This window comes from Microbacterium sp. NPDC089321, assembly GCF_040684935.1.
Taxonomy (GTDB): Bacteria; Actinomycetota; Actinomycetes; order Actinomycetales; family Microbacteriaceae; genus Microbacterium.
Map to the genome: position 1 here is coordinate 946,066 of NZ_JBFBGX010000002.1, position 25,282 is coordinate 971,347.

The following is a 25,282-nucleotide window of genomic DNA, read 5'->3' on the forward strand; positions in this document are numbered from 1 at the left end:
GTGTGAATGCATCCCGACCCAGCGTTGCGTCGGCAGATCCCGCGTGCGTCTGTAAAAGAGAAAGACTCCCCACGTTGATCAAGTATCTGTTGCGCCGCCTCATCGGGTGGGTGCTGATGATCGTCATCGCGACGAACATCACCTATTTCCTCGCCTGGCTGTATCTCGACCCAGAGAACAACTACTCCCAGCGCCGCCCGCCGATGTCGCCCGAGCAGATCGACGGTCTGCTCCGGCCGCGCAACCTCAGCGAGAACGTTCCGCTCGTGGAGCGCTGGTGGACCTGGCTCTCGAACATCGTCCTGCACTGGGACTGGGGCATGGGCCCCACCGGCGAGTCGGTGAACGAGCAGGTCGCCTACCGCGTCTGGGTGAGCGCTGAGCTCGTGCTCGGCGCGACGATCCTCACCACGGTCATCGGCATCGCGCTCGGCGTCTACACGGCATCGCGACAGTACAAGCTCGCCGACCGCATCGGCCAGGCGACCAGCATCGTGACGATGAACATCCCGACCGTCGTCGCCGGCTTCGGTCTCGTGCTGCTCGCGATCGGCTTCAACAACTGGGTCGGCACCACCGTCTTCTACGTGGTCGGCTCATCGAGCAAGGGCGTCGAGGGCTTCTTCCCCGTCCTGATCGACGCGCTGCAGCATCTCGCGCTTCCGACCATCGGACTCGTGATCGTCGGATACGCGCAGATCCACTTCCTGCAGCGATCGCTGCTGCTCGACAACATCAAGGCCGACTATGTGCGCACCGCCCGTGCGAAGGGCCTCACCAAGCAGCAGGCCATCCGCAAGCACGCGCTGCGCACCTCCCTGATCCCCGTCACCACCCAGGTCGCCTTCACCATCCCGCTGGTCTTCACCGGCGCCGTGATCACCGAGACGATCTTCAACTGGCGCGGCATGGGCAGCTACTTCATCACGACCCTGAACACGAACGACGTGCACGGCACGGTAGCCGTTGCCGCGTTCGGTGCCCTCATGACCGCCATCGGCGCCATCCTCGCCGATGCCATGGTCGTCATCCTCGATCCGAGAGTGCGGGTGAGCTGATGTCCTCCATCACCACGAATCCCCCGGCCGGCGTCGCGCCCAAGGCGCGCAAGCGCACGTCGATGCTGTCGCTGTACACACGGCGCTTCCTGCGCAACCGCGGCGCGGTCATCGGCCTCGTCGTGCTCGCCCTGCTCGTGCTGTTCTCGGTCATCGGACCGCTGATCTCGCCCTACGGTCCGGAAGACCTCGACTTCATGGCGCTGCGCACGCCACCGGACGCGACGCACTGGTTCGGCACGAACGGCTCGGGCAACGACAACTTCTACCAGGTGGCCACGGGTCTGCAGCGCTCGATGATGATCGCGGCCGTGGTGTCGATCGGAACGACCGCGCTGTCGGCCGTGATCGGAGCCACCGCCGCCTACTTCGGCGGCCCCTACGAGCGGATCATGCTCACGGTGATCCACTTCATGATGGTGATCCCCAACTTCCTCATCCTCGCGATGATCTCGAACGACGCCGGCGGGAACTGGATCGTCATCTCGCTGGTGATGATCTTCGTCGTCGGCTGGTTCATGCCCGCGCGCATCATCTGGACGCTGTCGCTCTCGATCCGCGAGCGGGAGTACATCCACGCCGCGCGCTACGCGGGCATCTCGGGCATCAAGATCGTTCTGCGGCACATGCTCCCGAACATCGGATCGCTTCTCGTGATCAACTTCACGATCGGCGTCGTGAACGCGGTCGTCACCGAGACGGCGCTGTCGTTCCTCGGCTTCGGCGTCAAGCTGCCCGACGTCTCGCTGGGTGCGCTCATCGGGTACGGCTCGAGCACGCTCGTCAGTGCACCATGGCTGTTCTACTTCCCCGCTGCTGCTCTGACCCTGCTCACCGTGTCGATGGCGCTCATCGCCGATGGCCTGCGTGACGCCCTCGACCCGACTTCGGCGGCTGGAGGTCGCGCATGAGTACTGTTCTTTCCGTTCGCGACCTCAAGGTCAGCTTCGCCTCCGAAGCAGGACGCGTCGACGCCGTGCGCGGCGTCTCGTTCGACCTCGAGGCGGGCAAGACCCTCAGCATCGTCGGCGAGTCCGGCTCGGGCAAGTCGGTCACGTCGCTGGCCATCATGGGCCTGCTCGACGAGAACGCCAAGGTCACCGGGTCGATCATGTTCGACGGACAGGAGCTCATCGGCAAGTCCGACAAGCAGCTCTCGGTCATCCGCGGCAACGGCATGGCGATGGTGTTCCAGGACCCCCTCACCTCGCTCACGCCGGTGTTCACGATCGGCGACCAGCTGATCGAGGCGCTGACCGTGCACCGCAGCCTGCCGAAGAAGGATGCCTGGAACCGTGCCGTCGAGCTGCTGACCCTGGTCGGCATCCCCGAGCCCGAGCGCCGCATGAAGTCGTTCCCGCACGAGTTCTCGGGCGGCATGCGCCAGCGCGTCGTGATCGCGATCGCGATGGCCAACAACCCGAAGCTGATCATCGCCGACGAGCCGACGACCGCCCTCGACGTGACGATCCAGGCGCAGATCCTCGAGCTCATGGACAAGGCTCAGGACGAGACCGGCGCCGCCATGATCATGATCACGCACGACATGGGCGTGGTCGCCAAGACCGCTGACGACGTGCTGGTGATGTACGCCGGCAAGCCCGTCGAGCACGCGCCCGTGCGCGAGCTGTTCTACCGCACCCGCATGCCCTACTCGATCGGCCTGCTCGGGGCGATCCCGCGCGTCGACAAGAGCGAGAAGGTGCCGCTGATCCCGATCAAGGGCAACCCGCCGCTGCTCATCGATCTGCCGGACGCCTGCCCGTTCGCCGCGCGCTGCCCGATCGCGATCGACGCATGCGTCCAGCGCGAGCCCGACCTCATGCCGATCGGGACCGACGGCGACGCGCCGCATACGGTGGCCTGCATCCGCGCCCACGAGATCGACGACCAGGGCATGATCGGCGGACTGCCGGTGTACCCCGTTCCGGTGATCCCCGAGAGCACGCTGACCCGCATCCCGCGCGAGCAGCGTCCGATCACGCTCGAGGCGGTCAACCTGAAGAAGTCGTTCCCGCTGATGAAGGGCTCGTTCCTCAAGCGCAAGGTCGGCGAGGTCCAGGCGGTGAAGGGCATCAGCTTCGACATCCGCGAGGGCGAGACGCTGGCGATCGTCGGCGAGTCGGGCAGCGGCAAGACGACAACGCTGCTGCAGATCATGGATCTGGTGAAGCAGGAGGACGGCGACATCCGGATCACCGGCACCAGCGTGGCGGACATCCGCAACCGTGCGCAGGAGCGCAAGCTGCGCCGCGACCTGCAGATCGTCTTCCAGGATCCGATGGGCGCACTGGACCCGCGCATGACGGTGTGGGACATCATCGCCGAGCCGATGCTGGCGATCGGGATGCCCAAGTCCGAGGTGTTCGACCGCGTGGAGGAGCTGATGGGGCTGGTCGGTCTCGACCCGGCTCACGTCGACCGCTTCCCGCAGGCGTTCTCGGGCGGTCAGCGTCAGCGCATCGGCATCGCCCGCGCGCTGTCGACGAACCCGAAGATCGTGGTGCTGGACGAGCCGGTGTCGGCGCTCGACGTGTCTATCCAGGCCGGAGTGATCAACCTCCTCGACGAGCTCAAGGCGAAGCTCGGTCTCTCGTACCTGTTCGTCGCGCATGACCTCGCGGTGATCCGGCACATCGCTGATCGCGTCGCCGTCATGTACAAGGGCGCCTTCGTCGAGCAGGGCGATGTCGACCAGGTGTTCGACGCCCCTCAGCACCCGTACACGAAGGCTCTGCTGTCGGCGATCCCGATCCCGGATCCCGACATCGAGCGCACCCGCGAGCGCATCATCCTCCCCGTCGACGGGTTCGATGCGGTCGCCGCTTCCTGACTCGCGATCGATATGCACAGTCCGATAACGAAACGGCTGTGGGGTCGAACCGCGTTGCAGGGGCGGAGTTAGTCTGCCCCTATCCCCAAGAAAGGCCGACAGGCACTAAGGAGTACCATGAAACGGCATCAGAAGCTGGTGGGCATCGCAGCCCTCAGTGGCGCCCTCGCACTCGTCATGAGCGGATGTGCACCCGCGGGCAACGGCAACGGAACCGGCGACGAGGGCGACGCCCAGACGGTCACCGGTGCGGACTACAACCCGCAGCCGCGCGAGAACCTCAAGCAGGGCGGCGAGCTTCGCATCCCCGTCTCGAACATCGCCGAGCAGCTCAACTACTTCCACGGCGACGGCGACGCACGCGTCACCCAGATCGGCACGTGGTTCCGTCCCCAGATCCTGCTGATGAAGCCGGACGGAACGGTCTACAAGAACGACGCGTACCTCGACGAGTACAAGTTCGGTGTCGAGGACGGCAAGACCGTCCTGCACTTCAAGGTCAACGAGAAGGCCGTCTGGAACGACGGCACCCCGATCGACGTCTCGGCGTTCAAGGCGACCTGGCAGGCGCAGAGCGGCGAGAACGAGGAGTACCAGCCGAACTCCACCGATGGCTGGAAGGAGATCGAGTCCGTCGAGGCCGGCGAGAACGACCGCGACGTCATCGTCACCTTCAAGGGCGAGTTCGCCTGGCCCGAGATGGTCTACTCGCAGCTGCTGCACCCGGCCGTCGACACCCCGGAGAAGTTCAACACCGCATTCCTCGGTGACTGGCACCCGGAGTGGGCCGCCGGCCCGTACACGATCAAGGAGTTCGACAAGACCGGTGGCGTCGTCACCCTCGAGCCGAACGACAAGTGGTGGGGCGAGAAGCCGCTGCTCGACGAGGTGAGCTTCATCCAGATGGAGCCGACCGCCGCCGTCAACGCGCTGCGCAACGGCGAGGTCGACATGGCCGAGACCGGCTCCGCCGAGCTGCTCGCGCAGGTCGAGGACCTCAAGGGCGTCAAGACCTACAAGGGTCAGGCCACCGCGAACGCGCTGTTCACCCTGAACGCCAAGTCGCCGGCACTCGAGGACCTCGAGGTTCGCAAGGCCGTCATGACCGCGATCAACCTCGAAGAGGTCAAGAAGATCGTCTTCAACGGCCTGAACTACACCGAGGACCCGGCGGGCTCGCTCACCCTGTTCTCGTTCCAGCCGAACTACTCGAACTCGCTCGAGAAGGCCGGCCGCAAGGACGGCGACACCGAGGCTGCGAACAAGCTCCTCGATGAGGCCGGCTGGGTCGCAGGCGATGACGGCATCCGCGAGAAGGACGGCGAGCGGCTGAAGCTCGTCTTCCCCGTGCACAGCGACACCGAGACCGCCAAGGCTCGCTCGCTCGCCGTGCAGGCGCAGCTGAAGAAGGTCGGCGTCGAGGTCGAGGTGGACATGCGTCCGTCGGCAGACTTCGCCGAGGACTACAACACCCAGAACGGTGACATCTTCTTCCTGAACTTCACCTCGTCCGACCCGTTCGGCGCGGCGTGGTTCTGCCAGCTGTACTGCCAGGGCGACAGCCTGAACCTCACCGGCACCCAGACGCCGGAGATCGACAAGATGATCCACGAGGAGCTGGAGACCATCTCCGACCCCGAGAAGCAGACCATCAAGGCCATGGAGATGGAGGCCGAGATCATGTCGCAGACGTGGGGCCTGCTTCCCGCCTTCAACGGCCCGGAGATCTGGACCGTCAAGGAGGGTCTCGCGAACCTGACCCCCGAGCCCTACGTGGGCCTCGACCTCTTCGGCATCCAGCCGGTGGAGAACGTGGGTTACGAGAAGTGATCTGACGGGTCGCTGAGCTGACCGCACAGCGCCCGACGAGCGGGGCCGGTGGAGGATCCACCGGCCCCGCTTTCTTCTTATGCTGAAGGTGTGAGCGTTCAGGTCGTCCTCGTGCACGGGATCCGCACGTCGGCGACGATGTGGCGCTCGCAGCTCGCGTGGCTGTCCGAGAACGGCATCGCGGCGGCAGCCGTCGATCTGCCCGCGCACGGCACGCGGATGGATGAGGACTTCTCTCTGCACGAGGCTCTGCACACGATCGACGTCGCTGTGCGCAGGGCCGCCGCTGTCGGTCCGGTGCTGCTCGTCGGCCACTCGATGGGCGGGCTGCTCTCGCTCGCCTATGCCGGCGGCGAGGACCCGCCGCCGATCGCGGGCGTCGTCGCGGTGTCCTGCACCGCTCTTCCCCGCGGGCCGGCGCTGCGTGCGTACCGCGTGCTCGCCGGGGCCATGAACTCTCTTCCGGGGCGCGGACAGTGGCTCACGGATCGGGTGCTCGCGGCGACTCTGCCCGTCGACACCCGCGGAGACTTCGCTGCAGGCGGGTACGCGTTCGACGCGCAGGACGCGGCGCTGAGCAGTCTCGAGGCGCTCGACCTCTCGACATCGCTCTCGCGCATCCGGGTTCCGCTCTGGTTCGTGAACGGGCAGTTCGACCAGCTGAGGGTGAACGAGGGGCTGTTCCAGCGTCTTGCGCCGCACGCCGAGCTGATCGTCGTCCCCCGGGCATCGCATCTGGTGACGGCGATGCGCCCGTCGGTCTTCAATGCGGTGCTGCGGCTGGCGACCGCGGTCGTGGATGCTCGAGAGTCGGCGTGAGCGGGGATCGGCGGGCCGATGGGGCGGGTTCCACACCTGGGTCTCGCTGCTGGTAGTATTGTTTCTTGGCTTGCGTGTGGGTTCGTCCCTCACGACCGCTGTGCGGCGTCCCTCTACCGTCGGCAGCATCCGATTCCCATCCAGACAGAAAGTGTCCACACGTGGCAAACATCAAGTCGCAGATCAAGCGCAACAAGACCAACCTGAAGGCTCAGGAGCGCAACCGCGCCGTCAAGAGCGAGCTGAAGACGCTGGTCCGCAAGACCCGCCAGGCCATCGCCGCCGGCGACAAGGAGGCCGCAGAGGGCGCCCTCAAGGTCGCTTCCGTGAAGCTCGACAAGGCCGTCAGCAAGGGTGTCGTGCACAAGAACCAGGCGAAGAACCGCAAGTCGGCCATCGCCAAGCAGGTCGCCGCGCTCTGAGCTGAAGCACTCTGCTCTGAAGGCCCGTCCCGTTCGCGGGGCGGGCCTTCTGCTGTACCCGGTCAGTGAGACGCGATGAAGGCATCACGGGTGGCGACGACCGTCACCATGCGCTCGAGAGCGAAGATCGGGTCGCGTGCGGCGCCCTTGACCTCGGCATCAGCGCGGGCGGTGGCCTGGATCGCCATGCCGAGCGAGCGCTCGTTCCACCCTGCAAGGTCTTTACGGGCGCGATCGACCTGCCAGTCCTTCATGCCCAGCTGCTGCGCGAGCTGGCGGCTGGGCTCACGGCGGCCGGCGACGCGAGCCATGGTGCGCAGCTTCATGGCGAAGGCGGCGACCATGGGAACAGGATCGGCTCCCGATGCCAGAGCGTGACGCAGCGCGACGAGAGCCTCGCCGTAGCGACCGGCGATCGCGGTGTCTGCGACGACGAAGGCCGACACCTCGACCCGGCCGCCGTAGTACTTGCTGATGACGTCATCCTTGATGTCGCCCTCGACGTCGCCGATCAGCTGCTGGCACGCCGCGGCGAGCTCGGTCAGGTCGTCGGCGAAGGCCGAGACGAGCGCGCGCAGCGCGGTCGGCTGGATGCGCTTCTTCACGGCCTTGAACTCGCCTGCGGCGAAGTCGACCCGGTCGGAGTCGCGTTTGACGGCGGCGCAGGGGATCTCGATTCCGCCGCCGGTGCCGGCGCGCACCGCGTCGAGCAGTTTCTTGCCGCGCACGGTCGCTCCGGTGTGCCGGAGGATCACCGTCGCACCCTCCTGCGGGGCCTCGAGGTAGCGCACGGCCTCCTGCAGGAAGGCGTCGGTGCACTTCTCGACCCCTGCCACACGAACGAGACGAGGCTCGCCGAACAGCGATGGGGAGGTGAGACCGAGCAGGCTGCCTGCAGCATAGTCATCGGCTCGGATGTCGCTGACCTCGAGCGCAGGGTCTTCAGCGCGCAGGTAGTCGCGCACACCGGCGATCGCACGCTCGGCGAGCACCTCTTCAGGACCCGAGACGAGCACGATCGGAGCGGGTCGCGGCTCACGCCACGAGACCTGCGGGATCTTGGCGCCCTTCGCGGCCGTGCTGCGTGCCGAAGAACGAGGAGCTGCCATCCTCTCAGCCTACCGGCGGGTGCCGACCTTCACTCCTGCCGCTCGGTCCACACGGCGAGCCGCCCGTCGTGCTCGCCCAGCAGCACAAGCCCACGCCGGTCGGTGCGCAGCGCCCGAGAGCCCGCCGCCTCGAGCAGCGAGAGAGTCTCCCTGCGAGGATGCCCGTAGTCGTTCCCCTCCCCCACGCTGATCAGCGCCACCGGCGCCGCGACCTCGGCGTACAGTGCCGGCTCCTGGTCCCGACTGCCGTGGTGCGCGACCTTGACGACGGCGTAGCGACCGCTCACGCGCCCGCTCGACAGCAGCTGCCGCTGAGGAGCCGCAGAGAGGTCGCCGAGCATCAGCATCCGCGGCACTCCCCCGCCGGCGACGTCGACGACGAGACTCGCGTCGTTGCCGCTGGGGAACGCCGCTGAGTCCGGCGGCGGCCAGGTGATACGCCATCGGGCCGCGCCGAGCACCCCGTGCGTGCCGACAGCGCCCTCCCGGAGCACCGCGCCCTCCGCCGCCAGCTCGTCGAGGATCCTCTGATCGGCGGGCTCGGCGACCGGTCCGTGCAGCACCGTCGCGACCCTTCCCGCGAGCGATGTCGCCGCACCGACGTGATCGAGGTCGAAGTGGGTGAGCACGAGCAGGTCGATCCGGTCGGTTCCGGTCTGGGCGAGACAGCGGCCGAGGGCATCGGGATCAGCACCCGTGTCGACCAGTGCCGTGTGGCCGTCTGACCTGATGAGCACCGCGTCGCCCTGCCCGATGTCGCATGCGGCGATCGACCATTCCCCCGGCGCGGTCATGGATGCGAGAGGCCCGGTGAGCAGCATCCGTGCCGCCGATACCGCCAGGGCGACGACGACCACCGCCGCGGCGGTGAGATGCAGTCGTCTCGAACGTGGCCGGACGAGCATCAGCGTGACCGCGGTGCTCAGCACGGCGACCACGAGCGCTGCCAGAGGGCCAGCCGGCACAGCCGCTGTCGCGCCGGGAAGGCCCGCCGTCACGGTCGCGGTCGTCTGAATCCAGGCCGCAGGCAGCCAGGCCGCCGCAGCGAGCAGATCCGCCAGCACGGGAAGAGGTGCAGCGAGGCAGGCGAGAAGCCCGATGACCGTCGCGATGGGCGCGGCAGGCGCCGCCAGAAGATTGGCGACCACTCCGACGATCGACTGCGTGTCGGAGAACAGTGCGACGATCGGGCCGCATACGAGCTGCGCTGCCAGCGGCACCGACAGCGCCAGCCCCAGCGGCCCGGGCATCCACCTGTCGAGTCCGCGCAGCAGCGGCCTCGACAGCAGGAGCAGAGCGGCGGTCGCCGCCGCCGAGAGGGCGAAACCCGGTGTGGCGGCCAGCCACGGGTCGGCGATCAGCAGGCCGCAGACCGCCAGCGACAGCATCGGCAATCCCGCGCTCGGGCGGCCGAGAAGCACAGCGAGCATGGCGAGTGACGCCATCACCGATGCGCGCACGACGCTCGGCTCCGGCGTGACGAGCACGACGAAGGACCCGAGCGCGAGCAGCGACAGGGCGACGCGCAGGAACAGCCCTCCGGAGCACAGGGACACGAGCCAGAAGACGGCTGCGACGACGATCGCGCAGTTGGCGCCGCTGACGGCGGTGAGGTGACTGAGGCCCGAGGCCAGCATCGCGGCGCTCACGTCTGGCGTCACAGCTCTCGTATCGCCTACGGCGAGGCCGGGCAGGAGCCCCGCGCCGGGTTCTGGCAGTGCTCCGGCGCGCTCGATGAAGCCCCCACGCACCCCGGCGGCGACCGCGAAGATCCCGGCTGCCGGTCGAGCCACTTCAGCACGGGAACCGAACACGACCAGGGCGGCGCGCTCCCCGGCATCCGTGCGCTTGCCCTGCCCCGTGACACGCAGGACAGCACCGAGGTCTGCGCCGTCGACAGGGTCCACTCCGATGCGCACCGGGGCGCTGATCCGCTGCTGCTGCGCCGGCGGCCCTATCTCGAGTGTCTGCGCGTCGAACCACAGCCGCCCGTCACGCCCCGTGGACGCCGAGGAGGTGACCTCCACCAGAGCCTCGATCACGTGCCCGTCCTGTGCGGCGAGGAGCTCTCGTGTCGCCTGGGCTGCAGAGACGGTGGCTGCCAGCCCCGCACCGCACAGCAGTGCGAGCACGACGAGGCCGGCACCGCGTCGCCGCACAGCGACCAAGAGCACGGCACCGCCGATTCCTGCGCCGATCGCGGGGACGGCGAGATCAGGCAGATGGACCAGCAGCAGAGCGACGCCCCACAGCACCACCGCCAGCAGGGCGGTGCGCAGGTCTTTCACACCCGCACCTTCTCGCGTACGCCGGCGAGCAGCTTCTCGCCGATACCGGGCACGGCCAGCAGATCGTCGACAGAGCGGAATCCCCCGTTCTCATCACGCCAGTCGATGATCCGCTGAGCGAGGGCCGGCCCGATTCGCGGCAGGGTCTCGAGTGCCGCGGGGTCCGCGGTGTTCAGGTTGACGATCCCGTCCTCGTCCGGGCTGCCACCTGCACCTGGCGCCCCTGCAGCTCCCTGCGCCGGCTCGGCGCCGATCTTCGGCACGACGATCTGCTCGCCATCGCTCAGCGGCCTGGCCAGGTTCACCGCGTGCAGGTCTGCGCTGTCGAGCGTGCCGCCCGCCGCCGCCAGCGCGTCCACGAGTCGGGCCTCAGGGTCGACGATGTACAGCCCCGGCGCGGCGACCTCCCCGAGCACATGGACGTACAGACCGTCGGCCGGAGCGACCCCCGATGCGTCGCTCTCTCGAGCAGATGTCGGAGAGCCGTCACCGAGCGCGATGCTCTCGACCGGTGCAGCCTGCCCGCGCAGAATGCCCCACCCCACCGCCGCTGAGAGCACCACCAGCCCGAGCGTCACGGCGGCTCCGACGCCGAGCCTGAGGCGCGAGCGCGCACCGGCGCGCGACTCGGAGGGTTCGTCAGCTGGCACCCTGCAACGCTAGACCGCGCTTCGCACCGCGCCGGGCGCGGATTCCGCTGCGTGTGGACAACTCACGAGCGCCGACGGATGTGCAGGGCCGACGGCATCGAGCGGGGCGCGGCGATCCGTTCTGGGCGATCGTGCGCCGCATGGCCGGAGACCCGACCATGCTGCGGACGTTCGCTGAGCGGGTCAGCCCTTGACGGCGAAGTTGACGATCTTGGGCGCGCGGACGATCACGCGCACGATCTCCTTGCCCTCGAGAGCGCGCTGCACCTTCTCGTCGGCGCGTGCCGCGGCCTCGAGGTCGGAGTCGGAGATGTCGGCTGCGACATCGAGGGTCGCGCGGACCTTGCCGTTGACCTGCACCGCGACGGTCGCCGTGTCCTGCACCAGCAGGGCAGGGTCGGCATCCGGCCACTGCACGGCGCTCACCGACGGCTCGTGACCGAGTCGGGCCCACATCTCCTCCCCGGTGTGCGGCGAGATGAGCTCGATGATCATCGCGACCGTCTCGGCCGCCTCGCGCACCGCCGGGTCGGCGGCGCCCGCACCGGTGTCGATCGTCTTGCGGACGCCGTTCACGAGCTCCATCAGACGCGCGACGAGCACGTTGAACTTGGTCTGCTCCACCAGCGACGGCGCGTCGGCCAGCAGACGGTGGGTGATGCGACGCAGGGTCACGTCACCGGCATCCGGAGCCGCGCCCGGCTCGCTCGCGACCTCGTCCGCGACGCGCAGCGCGCGAGAGAGGAACTTCTGCGCACCCGACAGCGAGACGCCGTTCCACTCCTTGTCGTCCTCCACGGGGCCCGCGAACGCCAGGCCCAGACGCAGAGCATCGGCACCGTACTGTCCCAGCAGGTCGGACAGCTCGACGAGGTTGCCCTTGCTCTTCGACATCTTCGCGCCGTCCATGATGACCATGCCCTGGTTCACCAGGTTCGAGAACGGCTCCTCGAAGTCGATCAGACCGAGGTCGAACAGCACCTTGGTGATGAAGCGGGCGTACAGCAGGTGAAGGATCGCGTGCTCGACACCGCCGAAGTAGCCGTCGATCGGAGCCCATCTCCTGGCCTGCTCGGGATCGAAGGCGAACTCGTCGCTGTTCGGCGAGAGGAACCGCAGGAAGTACCACGAGCTGTCGACGAAGGTGTCCATCGTGTCGGCGTCGCGCAGGGCGGGCTCGCCGGAAGCAGGATCGACCGTGCGCACCCACGACTCGGCCGCACCAAGGGGCGACGAGCCCTTGGGGCGCAGATCGAGACCGTCGACGCTCGGCAGCTTCACGGGAAGGCGGTCCTCAGGCACCGGCACGACGCTGCCGTCGTCGAGGTGCAGCATCGGGATCGGGGTGCCCCAGAAGCGCTGTCGCGAGATCAGCCAGTCGCGCAGGCGGTAGTTCTTCGCGGCCCGGCCGGTGCCCGCCTCGCTCAGCTTCTCGACGGTGCGGGCGATGGCCTCGTTCTTCTCCAGGCCATCGAGCTCGCCCGAACCCGTCATGCGGCCGTTGCCGACCAGAGCCACGCCGGTGGTCGCGGGGTCGAGCTCAGCCAGGTCGTCACCCTCGTTCGCCCCACCCTCGACGGTCGTGTCGAGCACGACCCGGATCGGCAGGTCGAACGCGCGGGCGAAGTCGAGGTCACGCTGGTCGTGCGCAGGCACGGCCATCACGGCACCGTGACCGTAGTCTGCCAGCACGTAGTCTGCGGCCCAGATGGGCATCCGCTCGCCGTTCACGGGGTTGATCGCGAAGCGCTCGAGGAACACGCCCGTCTTCGGACGATCGGTCGACTGGCGCTCGATCTCGCTCTGCTTCTGCACCGTCTCGAGGTAGCCCTGGAAGCGCTCGCGCACCTCGGACGAGGCTCCGGATGCCAGCTCCGCAGCCAGGTCGGAGTCGGGGGCGATCACGAAGAAGGTCGCGCCGTGCAGGGTGTCGGGGCGCGTCGTGAAGACCGTGACGGGCTCGTCGCGACCCTCGATGACGAAGTCGACGTCGGCCCCCGTCGAGCGGCCGATCCAGTTGCGCTGCATCTGCAGCACCTTGTGCGGCCAGTGACCTTCGAGGGTGTCGAGGTCATCGAGCAGACGGTCGGCGTACTCGGTGATCTTGAAGTACCACTGGGTCAGCTTCTTCTTGACGACCTCGGCGCCGCACCGCTCGCATCGGCCGTCGACGACCTGCTCGTTGGCCAGCACCGTCTGGTCGTTCGGGCACCAGTTCACGGCGCTCTTCTTGCGGTACGCGAGGCCGCGTTCGTACAGCTTCAGGAACAGCCACTGGTTCCAGCGGTAGTACTCGGGGTCGGAGGTGTGCAGCACGCGCGACCAGTCGTACGACATGCCGTAGCCGCGGAAGCCGGCCTTGTGCTGGTCGATGTTCTTGTAGGTCCACTCGCGCGGGTCGGCGCCGCGTTTGATGGCCGCGTTCTCAGCGGGCAGGCCGAACGAGTCCCACCCGATCGGGTTCAGGACATTGTGACCACGGTGACGCCAGTACCGCGCGACGATATCGGGGTACAGGTAGTTGATGGCGTGCCCCATGTGCAGATCGCCAGAGGGGTACGGGAACATCCCGAGGATGTACTTGCGCGGCCTCTCGTCGTCGTCTCCGCCGGCCACGAACGTCTCGTTGTCGGCCCAGTACTCCTGCCACTTGAGCTGGATGTCATGTGCGGACATGACTTCAGTGGACTCGGCGTGCGACGCGTGCTCGGTCAAGGAAACGGCCAATCTGACGATGCGGGACAGCCCGGAAATCGGGTCCTTCCAGGGTATCGCGAGCCAGAGGCGCCTAGGTAACCGGCAGCAGGTCATGCCAGGGCTGCGGCAGCTGCGCACCGAGGGCGGCCAGCGGCGCTCTCGCCTTCGTCGCGACCTCAGCCGCCTCCGCTTCCGCCTGCGACAGCCAGGTGATCCCACCGCCGGCGCCCACGGATGCCGAGTCCGCGTCCACCACGATCGTGCGGATGACCATCGCGAGGTCGACCCGCCCGTCGAGACCGACATGACCGAAGCATCCGGAGTAGATGCCGCGCGGCGCGCGTTCGAGGCGGTGCAGGATCGTCATCGCCGACAGCTTCGGCGCACCGGTCATGCTGCCCGCGGGGAAGGCCGCGTCGCACAGGTCGCCGAAGGTGACCCCTTCGCGCAGCCGCACGCTCACCGTGCTGACCAGCTGATGCACTGCGGGATACGTCTCGACCTGCCAGAGCCTCTCGACATCGACCGTGCCAGGCACGCCGACGTGCGACAGATCGTTGCGCATGAGGTCGACGATCATGACGTTCTCGGCGCGCTCCTTGACATCGGTGCGCAGCTCGTCGGCGAGCCGGGCGTCGTCCTCCGCCGTCGCCCCCCGCGGCCGGGTCCCCTTGATGGGGCTCGTGGACGCCTGTCCGTCGCCCGTCGCGAGGAACTGCTCGGGGCTCGCGCTGAGCACGTGCTGCTCCCCCACTCGCAGGTAGCCGCCGTGGTGTGCGGGCGTCGCCGCACGCAGTCGCCGGTAGACGACGAAGGGATCATCGGGTCGTGCTGTCGTGAATCGCGTGGTGAGGCACAGCTGATACGCGTCGCCCCGCCGGATCGCCGATCGGCACTCCTCGACGAGGGCGGTGTACTCGGCCACCCCGTGCCTCGGCGTCGCGATCTGCGAGCCTGCGGGGACCGCTGCGGGTTCGAGAGCAGGGGCGGTCATCGCCTCGCTCACGGAGCGCGCCCAGGTGTCGAGCTCGTCCGCGGGCGCCAGTGCGTGCACCTCGCCCGTCGCATGGTCCACCGCGACCGCGCCGGTGACGCCGATCCAGGTCGGCTTCGCGGCGGTGTCCGCGACGGGGGCGCCGTTCGCGGCGGCGCCGTGCTCATACGGCAGCCAGCCGACCCAGCCTCCGAGGAAGGGGATGCGCGACGTCCGTGCCGGTGTGCTCAGGCCGACGGCGCGCACCGCCGACGGGTCCGGGTCGGCGAAGCCCGTTCCGATGAGGCTCCAGCCACCCTGCGGATCGATCCCGGCATCCAGCCAGAAGACATCGCCCGCGCCGCCGAACAGGCGGGCGAACAGCGTCTCGACGTCGGGGCGCCGATCATCGACGACACGCAGGAGGCGTGCGATCAGCGGGAGTGGTGCGGGCACCTTCACAGCGTATGGCTCCGCCGCAGGCTTTACGCTCATGGGGTGAACGACTTCGTGCTCTGGGTCATCGAGGCCGTGCAGGCCGTCGACCCGGTGCTGCGCACGGTGCTGGCGGGTGTCGCGATCATGCTCGAGACGAGCATCCTGATCGGCCTCGTGGTGCCCGGCGACACGGTCGTCCTCGTCGCCGCGATCGGCGTCGACGGCTGGGCGGAGGGCATCGCGCTCGGCGTCACAGTGGTCATCGGCGCGCTGATCGGCGAGTCGATCGGCTTCTGGCTGGGCACCTGGGCGGGTCCGCACATCCGCGCCTCCTGGCTCGGACGGCGGATCGGCGAGGAGCACTGGCAGCGCTCCGAGCGCTACCTTCGCCGCCGCGGAGGCGTCGCCATCTTCCTCTCCCGCTTCCTGCCGGTGCTGCACTCGCTCGTGCCGCTCACCGTGGGGATGAGCGGATACGCCTACCGCCGGTTCATCGCGTGGACGCTGCCGGCGTGCGTGCTGTGGTCCGGTCTGTACGTCGGCCTCGCCGCCACCGCTGCGGGCAGCTATCACGAGCTCTCGGAGAGGGTGCACTACGCCGGCTACCTGTTCGTCGGGGTCATCGTGGTGCTGCTCGTGGTGCTGCTCGTCGGCAAGAAGCTGCTCGCGCGGCGCGAGGAGCGGCACATGCGCCATCCCGGCGAGGTGAACGAGGCCGAGCGGCACTCCGAACAGTGACCCCGCGGCGCAACCGTGAAAGACTGGTGACGATGTCTCCTGCCTCACCGGCCAAGATCCACTGGTTCGCCCGACTCGAACACCGCGTCCACGTCTGGCGCGAGCGACGCGCTCGCCGACGGGGGCGTTCGGCGACCGCCGTGCCCTTCCCCGGCTACGGCAGCACCGCCGGCTGGGTCCGCGTCGTCGGTCGCGCGCTGATCGTGCCGGCACCGCTGAAGAAGACCCGCGGCGAAGGGAGCGTCCGCGGCTGGCGCTCGTTCGTCAGCATCCCGGTCAGCTTCGCCTCGGTCGTCATCGAGATCGGCGGTCGGACGCACACGGTCGTCGCCGACCGCGGCGGCGTGATCGACACGGTGATCGACGCTGAGCTCCCCGCAGGGTGGCAGACCTTCACAATGTCTGTCGAGGGACAGAAGCCGCTCGAGGCCACCGCCTTCATCGTCGACGAGAACGTCGAGTTCGGCGTGGTGTCCGACGTGGACGACACGGTGATGGTCACGGCACTGCCGAGACCGTTCATCGCCGCATGGAACTCGTTCGTGGTCGACGAGCACGCACGCACGCCGGTGCCAGGCATGGCGGTGCTGCTCGAGCAGCTGCGGCGCGACAACCCGGGCTCGCCGATGATCTACCTCTCGACCGGAGCGTGGAACGTCGCCCCGACCCTGCGGCGCTTCCTCAGCCGTCACCTCTTCCCGGCCGGCGCCATGCTGCTCACCGACTGGGGCCCGACGCACGACCGCTGGTTCCGCAGCGGCCAGGCTCACAAGACGAGCAACCTCCGCCGCTTGGCGCAGGAGTTCCCGAATGTCCGATGGCTGCTGATCGGCGACGACGGACAGCACGACGAGGCGATCTACTCGCAGTTCCAGGAGGAGCATCCCTCGTCGGTCGCTGCGGTCGCCATCCGCCGACTGCTGCCCGCCGAGGCGGTTCTGGCCGGTGGTCGCGCGTCGGGAGAGCATGCCGACGGCGACGTGCCGTGGGTGAGCGCCGAGGACGGCGCGGGCCTGCGCGAGCGGCTCACCGAGGTCGGCATCCTCAACGACCCGTCATGACGGCGCTGTCGCGCGCCGAATGGTCGGCTCGTGCTGAGGCGCATGCCGAGCGAGCCGACGCTCTGACGGCTGCGCACCGCGAGCGTCAGCAGCGCGGCGAGAAGCATCCGGTCGAGGACTTCCTCTTCACCTACTACTCGTACAAGCCCGCGCAGCTGCGCAGATGGCATCCGGGTGCGGGGGTGACGCTGCACGACGCTGCGGAGCGCGCCGGCTGGCGCTGGTACTCGCCCGGCCCTCGTCCCGGCGACGTGGTTCCCGATGCGGAGATGTTCCAGGCGGAGAAGCCGCAGCTCGCCTCACTCGTCGAGCGGATGCTGCGACTGACCGCCGCACGCCCCGGTCAGTTCGGATGCTTCGGGCTGCACGAGTGGGCGATGGTCTATCGCTCCGACGAGCACCGGCACGCCGTGCCCCTTCGGCTGGGCGGCGCCGGTACGGATGCGGTCGTCGAGGCCGGCGAGCTGCGATGCACGCACTTCGATGCCTTCCGCTTCTTCACCGACGACGCTGTGCCCCGCAACAGGCTGCCGTTGAGCCGCGAGGGCCAGCCCGATATCGAGCAGCCCGGATGCCTCCATGCGGGGATGGACGTGTACAAGTGGGCGATCAAACTGGGTCCGCTGGTGCCCGGTGAGCTCATGCTCGATGCCTTCGAGCTCGCCTCCGACATCCGCCGTCTCGACATGGAGGCCGCTCCCTACGATCTGTCGGAGTGGGGCGTCCGGCCGGTGCGGATCGAGACCGCAGAGGGCAAGGCCGAGTACGTGCGCCGGCAACGGACGTTCGCTGAGCGGGGCAACGCTCTGCGTCACGCGATACTCGGCGCCTGGCTCGGGGCGAAGCTCCCCGTCGACTCGGCCGCGAGCTGAGCGAGATGCCGACGCACGCCCGCTGCGGCCGTGCGGCCTGCGCGGTTGGCGCCGATCGTGCTCGCTGAGGGTCCGTAGCCGACCAGCTGGATGCGAGGATCGGCCACCGCGGTCGTGCCGCGCCCGCCACGATCGAGCTGGATGCCGCCCTGCGGGCTGCGGAGATGAAGCGGGGCGAGATGGGCGATCGCGGGCCGGAACCCGGTGGCCCAGAGGATGATGTCGACGGCTTCGAAGGATCCGTCCGCCCACCGCACGCCGTCGGGCTCGATCGACGAGAACATCGGCCGTCGTGCGGCGTACGCCCCGAGCCGCTCGGCCTCCCTCTCCTGCGGCCGCAGCATGAGTCCTGTGACGCTGACGACGCTCTCGGGCGGGAGGCCCTGCGCGACTCTCTGCTCGACCAGGGCGACCGCCGCGGCCCCCGCCTCGGGAGTGAAGTCATCGGTCCGCCAGACCGGCGCCCTGCGGGTCACCCACACCGTGTCAGCGATCGGAGCGAGCGCGCCGAGGAACTGCACGGCCGATGCGCCGCCGCCGACGACCAGCACCCGCTTGCCGCGGAAGTGCTCGGGTCCCGGATAGTCGACGGTATGCAGCTGCTCGCCGACGAAGGTCTCCATGCCCGGGTAGTGCGGCACGAACGGCTGGGTCCAGGTGCCCGTCGCGTTGACGAGGGTGCGACTGCGCCACGACCGCTCCCCCGCCCGGATCGCCAGGATGCCGCCGTCGTCGCGCACGTCGTCGACGTGGACAGGACGGATCACGGGCAGGGCATGGTCGCGTTCGTATGCCGCGAACGTCTGCGGCACGGCGAGATTCGCGCGGGCATCGTCGTGCACGGGCGCGTCGTCACCGGGCAGTTCGGCGACGCGGTGCACGTCGCGCATGGTCAGGGCATCCCACCGATGCTGCCAGGCCCCGCCTGGGTGGACATCCGCGTCGAGCACGACGTGCTCGACGCCGAGCCGCTGCAGGTGGTACGACGCCGAGAGACCCGCCTGGCCCGCTCCGATCACGACGCTGTCGAGAATGCTCACACCCGTGCACAACATCTGCACAGGCGCGGTTGTTCCTGCTTGCTACCCTGGTGCTGAAGCGACCGGCGGGACGACCCGGCGGAGAGATCACAGGTGGGGACGGCCCCGCAGATTCGGTTCGCACCGTGACCCGCTCAGGCCTCCTCCACTCCGTCCTCACCCGCAGCGCCATCGTGCGCCTCATACTCGGCTGGGGCTCATTCGTCCTCCTGCTGGCCCTCGGGCCGCTGCTCTCGGGACCGTTGCCGACGATCACGCTCTGGCTCGCGCTGGCGGTCATCGTCGCCGTCATCTCGGTCTGCGCGTTCGGCGTCGTCATCGAGGCGGAGCACCTGGCGCATCGACTCGGCGACCCGTACGGCACCCTCGTGCTGACGCTGTCGATCGCCGCGATCGAGGTGATCCTCATCGCCGCCGTGATGCTCGGGCCCGGTGAGCATCAGACGATCGCCAGAGACTCGGTGATGGCCGTGTCGATGATCATCATGAACCTCGTCATCGGCGTCGCGCTCATCGCCGGCGGAATGCGGCACGCCGAGCTGCGTGCCAATCGGACGGGCGTCTCGACCTACCTCGGCATGCTCGTCGTGCTGCTGGCGGTGGCGTTCGCGTTCCCGGCCTTCCTCGGTGACGACGGCGCATATCCCCCTGCCGCCGCGATCACGATGGTCGTGCTCGTGGTGCTGCTCTACGCGTTCTTCCTGCTGCGCCAGACGGGTGCGCAGAAGACGGACTTCCAGGAGGTGGATGCCGCTCGAGATGCCCGTGGCGATGCCCCGCGCGTCTCCGCGATGGCCGTGATGGCCGAGCACCGTGCGGAGCTCATCGCGCGCGTCCTGCTTCTGCTCGCCCTCGTGCTGCCGATCGTGCTGCTCTCGCACGACATGGCGACACTGCTCGACGATGGACTGAGCAGGCTCGGAGCGCCGGTGGCCCTGTCGGGCATCCTCATCGCGATGATCGTGTTCCTGCCCGAGACGATCACGACCGTACGGGCGGCGCTGGGCGGCGAGATGCAGCGCGTCAGCAATCTGTGCCACGGCGCCCTGGTCTCGACGGCCGGGCTCACGATCCCCGCGGTGCTCACGATCGGCCTGCTCACCGGTCAGACCGTGCTGCTCGCCGAGAGTCCGGTGAATCTGCTGCTGCTGGGCCTCACCCTGCTGCTGACGATGGCCACGTTCGGCGCCCGGCGCCTGAACCCGCTGCACGGCGCCACGCACCTGCTGCTCTTCGTGCTCTACGTGTTCAGCGTGTTCGCATAGCGACGCGTATGCCGGCACAGGCATCCGGAAACGAAGAAATCCCGCGATCTCTCGCGGGATTTCTCTTCGGTGGACCTGAGGGGACTCGAACCCCTGACCCCCTGCATGCCATGCAGGTGCGCTACCAGCTGCGCCACAGGCCCATATCCGCCGCCGAACTCGGCAACCTGATCAGCATACTACGGACCGGCGGGCGACAGCCAAATCGCCCGCGCACGTCGGGAGTGTCGGCTACTCCGAGGTCGCCGCTGCGTCAAGAGCCTCCGGGCCGCCGCGCACGAGAGCTAGATTCGCCGCACACGACTCGCACCGAGTCGCCGAACCGAGGAGCCATCATGACGAACCCCACCCCGAACATGCTTCCCGAAGACCCCGACCTCGAGGAGGAGGACGCCGGCATGCCGACCCGGGAGGTCGACGGCGAGGTCGAGATCGATCCGGATGCCGATCCCGATCAGGTCGACAGCATCGACGCCGACCGCCTCGCCTCGGGCGCAGAGGACGAAGACGACGCCTGGGCGGGCGACGAGCGCACCGACTGACCTCAGCTGATCGCGAGAGGCCCCTCGAGGGCGTACGAGGTATCGGCGACCTCGAAGCCGATCGCCCGGTTCAATGAGAGCATGGCGCTGTTGTCGACGGCGGTCGACGTCTGCACCCAGCGTGCAGCGGCCGCCGCCGGCACCGAGCGCAGCTGCCGCAGATTCTCCGCCTTGAGCAGTCGCGCGATCCCCCGGCCGCGATACGCGCCCTCGACGAACGTGTCATCCTGCACGATGATCTCATCACCGTCTCTCGCGATGAAGATCACCGTGTAGCCGACGCCGTGCGATCCCGCACGCGCCATCGCCCGAGCGAGGATCCACCCCTGATCGCTCATGCGCTTCTCATGAGCACGCACCCACTCGGCATCGATCACGGTCGTCCGTCTGGTGAGCTCGCCCAGGGGCACGTCATCGCGCATGCTCGCGTTCAGGCGCACCCAATCAGCGAGCATGCCCTCCGGAACGGCGCCCGTCCATGCGACGACATCGACGCCCGAGACCGAGGGGGCGTCGGGGACCGCTGACGCGGTGTCGCGCAGCATCCGGAACTCGCTGTTCGCGATCGAGAGGCCGATGCTCTCCGCGAAGGCCACTCCGGGCGCCGACCACGTCTCGGACTGCGCCACGGCAGGCGAGTGCTCAGCGAGCAGCTCCCCCGCGGCCTGCCAGAGCGCTGTGCCGCGACCGCGACGACGGTGCTCGGGGAGCACTCCGACGGTGAGCTCTGCAGGATCGCCATCGGTCACCGCGACATCGGCCGCGCCCGCGACCGAGCCGTCGTCAGCGCGAAGGACGAGCGCCCATCGGCGACGGCCCGAAGGCGGGTCGGCGAACTGCGCCAGAATGCTCTCGTCGCTCGGCCACCGAGCACCGACGCGATCGCCGACGCCGGATCGCGGCGCTCCGTTCGATGAGCGCCGCCGCGTCGACCGGGTCGACGACGGAGGCGCGCACCGTCACTCCCCCGCGGCGGGGGCGGGAAGCTCGATCGGAACGACCGGGCAATCCTTCCAGAGACGCTCGAGGCCGTAGTAGACGCGCTCCTCGGAGTGGAAGACGTGCACGACGAGGTCGCCGAAGTCGAGCAGCACCCAGCGAGACTCCGCGCGGCCTTCGCGGCGCACGCGACGGTGACCTGCCTCGAGAAGCTGGTCCTCGATCTCGTCCGCGATGGCGGCGACGTTGCGCTCGCTGTTTCCGGTGACGAGAAGGAAGATGTCGACGAGCGGCAGCGGCTCGGAGACGTTGAGGGCGATGAGGTCCTCTCCGCCCTTCGCATCCGCCGCGCGCGCGGCGATCTGCAGCATCTCATTGGCTGTCTGGGGGGATTGCATCAACCGAGGACTCCTGAAGTGAAAGCGATGATGAGCGACGCGGCCAGCGCGAGCGCGAGACCACCGGCGACGATCGCCAGGGTCAGAGTGAGCTTGTTGCTCTTATCGGGAGCGGGCGGTCGGATGACCTCGCCCGCGGGCTTCGAGGTGCTGATCGCCGAGCTGGCGGCGATCGGGGTGGGCGACGAGGCGGGAGCCAGCTCGCCGTCGAGAAGCACGGCGTCGACGTCCTTGCCGTCGGTCGTGCCGAGCGCATGACCCTGCGAGCCGACACCCTCGGGCAGCTGGTAGGTGCCGGTGATGAGCAGCTCACCGGTGGATGCAACGGGCCCCGAGAGCGACCCCGCACCCGGCGACGGCGTGAAGATGAGGGTGCTCGCAGTCTTGTGCGGGCCCGCCGAACCGCTCTCGAGCAGTTCGTCGAACGCTGCGGGAGCACCGTGACCGCCGTGCGATCTCTTCACTCCGATGCCGAACGCCGCACCGACCATCGGACGGTCCGCTTCGCTCTCGGTCCCCTGCGCGGCCGTGGAACCGGCGGTCGGCTCGGTCTGGGGCTCGACGCCCGACTCGGCTGAGGTCGGCTCGAAAGGGGCAGACTCGTCGGGGGCCGGCTCGGCGTCAGCGGGCTCTGACGGTGCGTCGAAGCGCGGCGCCTGCGCGGCCTGAGGAGCGAAGGCAGGGATGCCGGACACGAGACCGGGTGACGCGACTGCCGGCTCATCCGCCATGGGCTGCTCGACGACGGGCTCACCGACGACGGGCTGCTGGACCACGGCCTCTGCGATGACCGGCTGCTCGACGACCGGCTCGTCCTCGACCGGCTGCTCGCCCGTGGCGACCACGGGCACGGATCCGGTGCGGATGCGCTCCTGCTCGCGCGCGGCGCGACGGGTCAGCGGTGACGATGCGGAGGGCGCCGGGGTCGCCGACGCCGCATCTTCGACGGGCGGTGTCGGCGTGAAGGCCGGCCCCGAGGGGGCCGGGGCGGTCGTCTCGGCGGCAGCCGCGGACTCGGTGGCCTGCGGCTCGGCCGGCTCCGGCTGGGCGGCAGCCGTGGCCTCCTCACCGCCGACGACCGGTGTCGAGCCGGTCAGACGAAGCTCACGCAGCTGCTTGCGCGTGAGGGTGTGCCCGTCCTCTTCAGTGCTCATGCCTTGCTCCGATACAGATGATGCTTCGCGATGTACTGGACCACGCCATCCGGCACCAGGTACCAGACGGGCTGCCCGTCGGCGACGCGCTCGCGGCAGTTCGTCGATGAGATCGACAGCGCCGGCACTTCGAGCTGACTCACATCCTCGGTGGGCAGTCCGTCCGTGCTCAGCACGTGGCCTGGTCGAGAGACGGCGACGAAGTGGGCGAGATCCCAGAGTTCATCATGGTCCCTCCAGCTGAGAATCTGCGCCACGGCGTCGGCCCCGGTGATGAAGAACAGCTCGGCGTCGGGCCGCTGCGCCTTGAGATCACGCAGCGTGTCGATCGTGTACGTCGGCCCGTCGCGATCGATGTCGACCCGGCTCACGGTGAAGTCGGGATTGGATGCGGTCGCGATGACCGTCATCAGGTAGCGATGCTCGCTCGGTGAGACGTTCTGCTTCTGCCACGGCTGACCGGTGGGCACGAACACGACCTCATCGAGGTCGAACGAGTGCGCCACCTCGCTCGCCGCGACCAGGTGACCATGGTGGATGGGGTCGAACGTGCCACCCATCACGCCGATGCGCGGTGCTCGAGCGGTGGAATCGTGCATGCGGTCCTAGTGGCCGTGGCCGTCCTTGCCGTGCTTCAGCGCGTACGCCTCGGCCTTGGCCGCGTGACGATTGGCGACGTTGCGGAAAGACAGCGTCACCAGGCCCATCACGGCGAAGATGATCGCGGCGATGACACCGAAGATGAAGGTTTCGGCAGCCACGTTGCCGTGGTGCTCCGTCTCGGCTGCGGCCATCGCAATCTGTGCGACGAGGTTCATCCTGACTCCGTTCGTGACCTGGCGAGCAAACGCCTGTCCAGTCTAGTCCTCAGCCGCGGATCTGACCGGACCCGCGCGCGAGCCACTTCGTGCTGGTCAGCTCGCCGAGCCCCATGGGCCCGCGGGCATGCAGCTTCTGCGTCGAGATGCCGACCTCGGCACCGAAGCCGAACTCCGCACCGTCGGTGAACCGCGTGGAGGCGTTGACCATCACGACAGCCGAATCGACCTCCGCCAGGAAGCGCTCGGCGTTGCGCGAATCGGTCGTGATGATCGACTCCGTGTGACCCGTGCTGTAGCGGCGGATGTGTGCGAGCGCCTCGTCGAGGTCGTCGACGACCTTGATCGCGATCTCGAGCCCCAGGTACTCAGTGGCCCAGTCCTCGTCGGTGGCCGGGATCGTGCCGGCGACGAGTCCCACGACCATGTCGTCGCCATGGATCGCCACGCCCTCGCTGAGCAGAGCGCTGGCGATGACGGGCACGAGCTGAGGGGCCGCCTGGCGATGCACGAGCAGCGTCTCGACGGCATTGCACACGCTGGGACGCTGCACCTTCGCATTGACGACGATGTCGCGCGCCCAGTCCATGGGTGCCGACTCGTCGATCACGATGTGCACCACGCCGGCCCCGGTCTCGATGACCGGCACGGTCGATTCGGTCACCACGGTCTCGATGAGCGAGGCGCTGCCGCGCGGCACCAGTACGTCGATGAGCCCGCGGGCGTGCATCATGGCCTTCGCGCCCTCGCGTCCGAAGTCGTCGACGCTCTGGATCGCCTCGGGATCGTGCCCGAGCGCCTCGACAGCCTGGCGCATCACCGAGACGAGAACCGTGTTCGAGTCTCGTGCGGCACTGCCGCCTCGCAGCACCACCGCGTTGCCCGAGCGCAGCGCGAGCGCGGCGATGTCGACCGTCACGTTCGGCCGCGCCTCGTAGATCGCTCCGACCACGCCGAAGGGCACGCGCACCTGCTCGAGGGCCACGCCGTTCGGCATCCGGTGCCCGCCCACGACCTGACCGACCGGGTCGGGCAGGGTGGCGACGTCACGGACCGCGGCGGCGAGAGCCGCGATGCGCCGCTCGTCCAGGCGCAGCCTGTCGATGAGCGCATCGCCGATGGCATCCGCTCGCCCTCGCTCGACATCGCGGTCGTTCGCCTCGACGATGCCCGCCGCGTTCGATTCGATCGCGGCGGCGATCGCCTCGAGCAGGTCAGCCTTCTCGGCGCTGGTCAGACGGGCGACCGAACGAGACGCCTCCTTGGCGCGCGTCAGGCGATCCAGCGCGGTGTCCGCGGGGGCGTCGGTGACGGAGGAAGTGCTCATGCGGTCAGTGT

Annotated in this window: 23 protein-coding genes and 1 tRNA gene; 11 read left to right on the forward strand and 13 right to left on the reverse strand. The window is 68.7% G+C overall.

The window, feature by feature from the left end:
* Positions 1–74 precede the first annotated feature (74 nt).
* The 6 genes from AB0N59_RS12590 to rpsT all read left to right on the forward strand — a co-directional run bounded on the left by AB0N59_RS12590 (position 75) and on the right by rpsT (position 6,962).
* Positions 75–1,058: an ABC transporter permease gene (locus AB0N59_RS12590; RefSeq protein ID WP_204973827.1), complete on the forward strand. Its 984-nt coding sequence runs from the start codon at positions 75–77 to the stop codon at positions 1,056–1,058.
* A complete protein-coding gene (locus tag AB0N59_RS12595; RefSeq protein WP_363483653.1) occupies positions 1,058–1,969 on the forward strand; it encodes an ABC transporter permease in 912 nt (303 codons plus the stop codon). The genes AB0N59_RS12590 and AB0N59_RS12595 overlap by 1 nt, the downstream gene beginning before the upstream one ends.
* Positions 1,966–3,891, forward strand: coding sequence for an ABC transporter ATP-binding protein (locus AB0N59_RS12600; protein WP_363483656.1), 1,926 nt, complete (start codon positions 1,966–1,968; stop codon positions 3,889–3,891). Before AB0N59_RS12595 ends, AB0N59_RS12600 begins: the two co-directional genes overlap by 4 nt.
* A 117-nt stretch (positions 3,892–4,008) precedes the next feature.
* Positions 4,009–5,721, forward strand: a complete 1,713-nt coding sequence (locus tag AB0N59_RS12605; RefSeq protein ID WP_204973830.1) for an ABC transporter family substrate-binding protein — start codon at positions 4,009–4,011, stop codon at positions 5,719–5,721.
* Between the two features lie 90 nt (positions 5,722–5,811).
* A complete protein-coding gene (locus AB0N59_RS12610; RefSeq protein ID WP_363483659.1) occupies positions 5,812–6,540 on the forward strand; it encodes an alpha/beta hydrolase in 729 nt (242 codons plus the stop codon).
* Positions 6,541–6,701: 161 nt separating this feature from the next.
* Positions 6,702–6,962 (forward strand): 30S ribosomal protein S20, encoded by a 261-nt coding sequence (gene rpsT, locus AB0N59_RS12615; RefSeq protein WP_182253380.1) that lies wholly within the window; start codon positions 6,702–6,704, stop codon positions 6,960–6,962.
* 62 nt (positions 6,963–7,024) lie between these two features.
* Here the strand turns inward: rpsT and holA are convergent, their stop codons facing one another.
* The 5 genes from holA to pabB all read right to left on the reverse strand — a co-directional run bounded on the left by holA (position 7,025) and on the right by pabB (position 15,135).
* Positions 7,025–8,071: a DNA polymerase III subunit delta gene (gene holA / locus AB0N59_RS12620; protein WP_363483663.1), complete on the reverse strand. Its 1,047-nt coding sequence runs from the start codon at positions 8,069–8,071 to the stop codon at positions 7,025–7,027.
* 29 nt (positions 8,072–8,100) lie between these two features.
* The gene (locus tag AB0N59_RS12625; protein WP_363483666.1) at positions 8,101–10,359 is read right to left on the reverse strand and encodes a ComEC/Rec2 family competence protein; all 2,259 of its coding nucleotides are present in this window, start codon (positions 10,357–10,359) and stop codon (positions 8,101–8,103) included.
* Complete coding sequence (locus AB0N59_RS12630) at positions 10,356–11,009, reverse strand: ComEA family DNA-binding protein (protein ID WP_363483670.1); 654 nt, start codon at positions 11,007–11,009, stop codon at positions 10,356–10,358. Before AB0N59_RS12630 ends, AB0N59_RS12625 begins: the two co-directional genes overlap by 4 nt.
* Before the next feature lie 183 nt (positions 11,010–11,192).
* Positions 11,193–13,685: a leucine--tRNA ligase gene (leuS, locus tag AB0N59_RS12635; RefSeq protein ID WP_363483673.1), complete on the reverse strand. Its 2,493-nt coding sequence runs from the start codon at positions 13,683–13,685 to the stop codon at positions 11,193–11,195.
* A 112-nt stretch (positions 13,686–13,797) separates the two neighbouring features.
* Positions 13,798–15,135, reverse strand: coding sequence for an aminodeoxychorismate synthase component I (gene pabB, locus AB0N59_RS12640; protein WP_363483676.1), 1,338 nt, complete (start codon positions 15,133–15,135; stop codon positions 13,798–13,800).
* Between the two features lie 42 nt (positions 15,136–15,177).
* Here pabB and AB0N59_RS12645 point away from each other — a divergent pair, with 42 nt between their 5' ends.
* Genes AB0N59_RS12645 through AB0N59_RS12655 form a run of 3 tightly spaced genes read left to right on the forward strand, consistent with a single transcriptional unit; the run spans position 15,178 to position 17,788 of the window.
* Positions 15,178–15,855 (forward strand): DedA family protein, encoded by a 678-nt coding sequence (locus tag AB0N59_RS12645; protein WP_363483679.1) that lies wholly within the window; start codon positions 15,178–15,180, stop codon positions 15,853–15,855.
* 32 nt (positions 15,856–15,887) lie between these two features.
* Positions 15,888–16,916, forward strand: coding sequence for a phosphatase domain-containing protein (locus AB0N59_RS12650; RefSeq protein WP_363483682.1), 1,029 nt, complete (start codon positions 15,888–15,890; stop codon positions 16,914–16,916).
* Positions 16,913–17,788 (forward strand): 3-methyladenine DNA glycosylase, encoded by an 876-nt coding sequence (locus AB0N59_RS12655; RefSeq protein ID WP_363483685.1) that lies wholly within the window; start codon positions 16,913–16,915, stop codon positions 17,786–17,788. The genes AB0N59_RS12650 and AB0N59_RS12655 overlap by 4 nt, the downstream gene beginning before the upstream one ends.
* On the opposite strand, the gene AB0N59_RS12660 is transcribed toward AB0N59_RS12655, so the two are convergent.
* Complete coding sequence (locus tag AB0N59_RS12660; protein WP_363483688.1) at positions 17,728–18,828, reverse strand: FAD-dependent oxidoreductase; 1,101 nt, start codon at positions 18,826–18,828, stop codon at positions 17,728–17,730. The two genes, AB0N59_RS12655 and AB0N59_RS12660, sit on opposite strands and share 61 nt — an antisense overlap.
* A gap of 125 nt (positions 18,829–18,953) precedes the next feature.
* On the opposite strand from AB0N59_RS12660, the gene AB0N59_RS12665 reads away from it, so the two are divergent.
* Entirely contained in the window at positions 18,954–20,093 is a 1,140-nt protein-coding gene (locus AB0N59_RS12665) for a calcium:proton antiporter (protein WP_363483691.1), read from the forward strand.
* A 70-nt stretch (positions 20,094–20,163) separates the two neighbouring features.
* On the opposite strand, the gene AB0N59_RS12670 is transcribed toward AB0N59_RS12665, so the two are convergent.
* Positions 20,164–20,236 (reverse strand) — tRNA-Ala (locus AB0N59_RS12670).
* Between the two features lie 192 nt (positions 20,237–20,428).
* Here AB0N59_RS12670 and AB0N59_RS12675 point away from each other — a divergent pair.
* Entirely contained in the window at positions 20,429–20,635 is a 207-nt protein-coding gene (locus AB0N59_RS12675; protein ID WP_363483694.1) for a hypothetical protein, read from the forward strand.
* Between the two features lie 2 nt (positions 20,636–20,637).
* On the opposite strand, the gene AB0N59_RS12680 is transcribed toward AB0N59_RS12675, so the two are convergent.
* The 6 genes from AB0N59_RS12680 to AB0N59_RS12705 all read right to left on the reverse strand — a co-directional run bounded on the left by AB0N59_RS12680 (position 20,638) and on the right by AB0N59_RS12705 (position 25,271).
* Entirely contained in the window at positions 20,638–21,483 is an 846-nt protein-coding gene (locus AB0N59_RS12680; protein WP_363484248.1) for a GNAT family N-acetyltransferase, read from the reverse strand.
* A gap of 111 nt (positions 21,484–21,594) precedes the next feature.
* The gene (gene rsfS, locus AB0N59_RS12685) at positions 21,595–21,972 is read right to left on the reverse strand and encodes a ribosome silencing factor (RefSeq protein WP_363483697.1); all 378 of its coding nucleotides are present in this window, start codon (positions 21,970–21,972) and stop codon (positions 21,595–21,597) included.
* The gene (locus tag AB0N59_RS12690; protein ID WP_363483700.1) at positions 21,972–23,126 is read right to left on the reverse strand and encodes a hypothetical protein; all 1,155 of its coding nucleotides are present in this window, start codon (positions 23,124–23,126) and stop codon (positions 21,972–21,974) included. Before AB0N59_RS12690 ends, rsfS begins: the two co-directional genes overlap by 1 nt.
* Positions 23,123–23,725, reverse strand: coding sequence for a nicotinate-nucleotide adenylyltransferase (gene nadD, locus AB0N59_RS12695; protein ID WP_363483703.1), 603 nt, complete (start codon positions 23,723–23,725; stop codon positions 23,123–23,125). Before nadD ends, AB0N59_RS12690 begins: the two co-directional genes overlap by 4 nt.
* Before the next feature lie 6 nt (positions 23,726–23,731).
* Entirely contained in the window at positions 23,732–23,944 is a 213-nt protein-coding gene (locus AB0N59_RS12700) for a hypothetical protein (protein ID WP_363483706.1), read from the reverse strand.
* A gap of 49 nt (positions 23,945–23,993) precedes the next feature.
* Positions 23,994–25,271 carry a glutamate-5-semialdehyde dehydrogenase gene (locus AB0N59_RS12705; protein ID WP_363483709.1) on the reverse strand — a complete coding sequence of 426 codons (1,278 nt, stop codon included), beginning with the start codon at positions 25,269–25,271 and terminating at the stop codon, positions 23,994–23,996.
* Positions 25,272–25,282 lie beyond the last annotated feature (11 nt).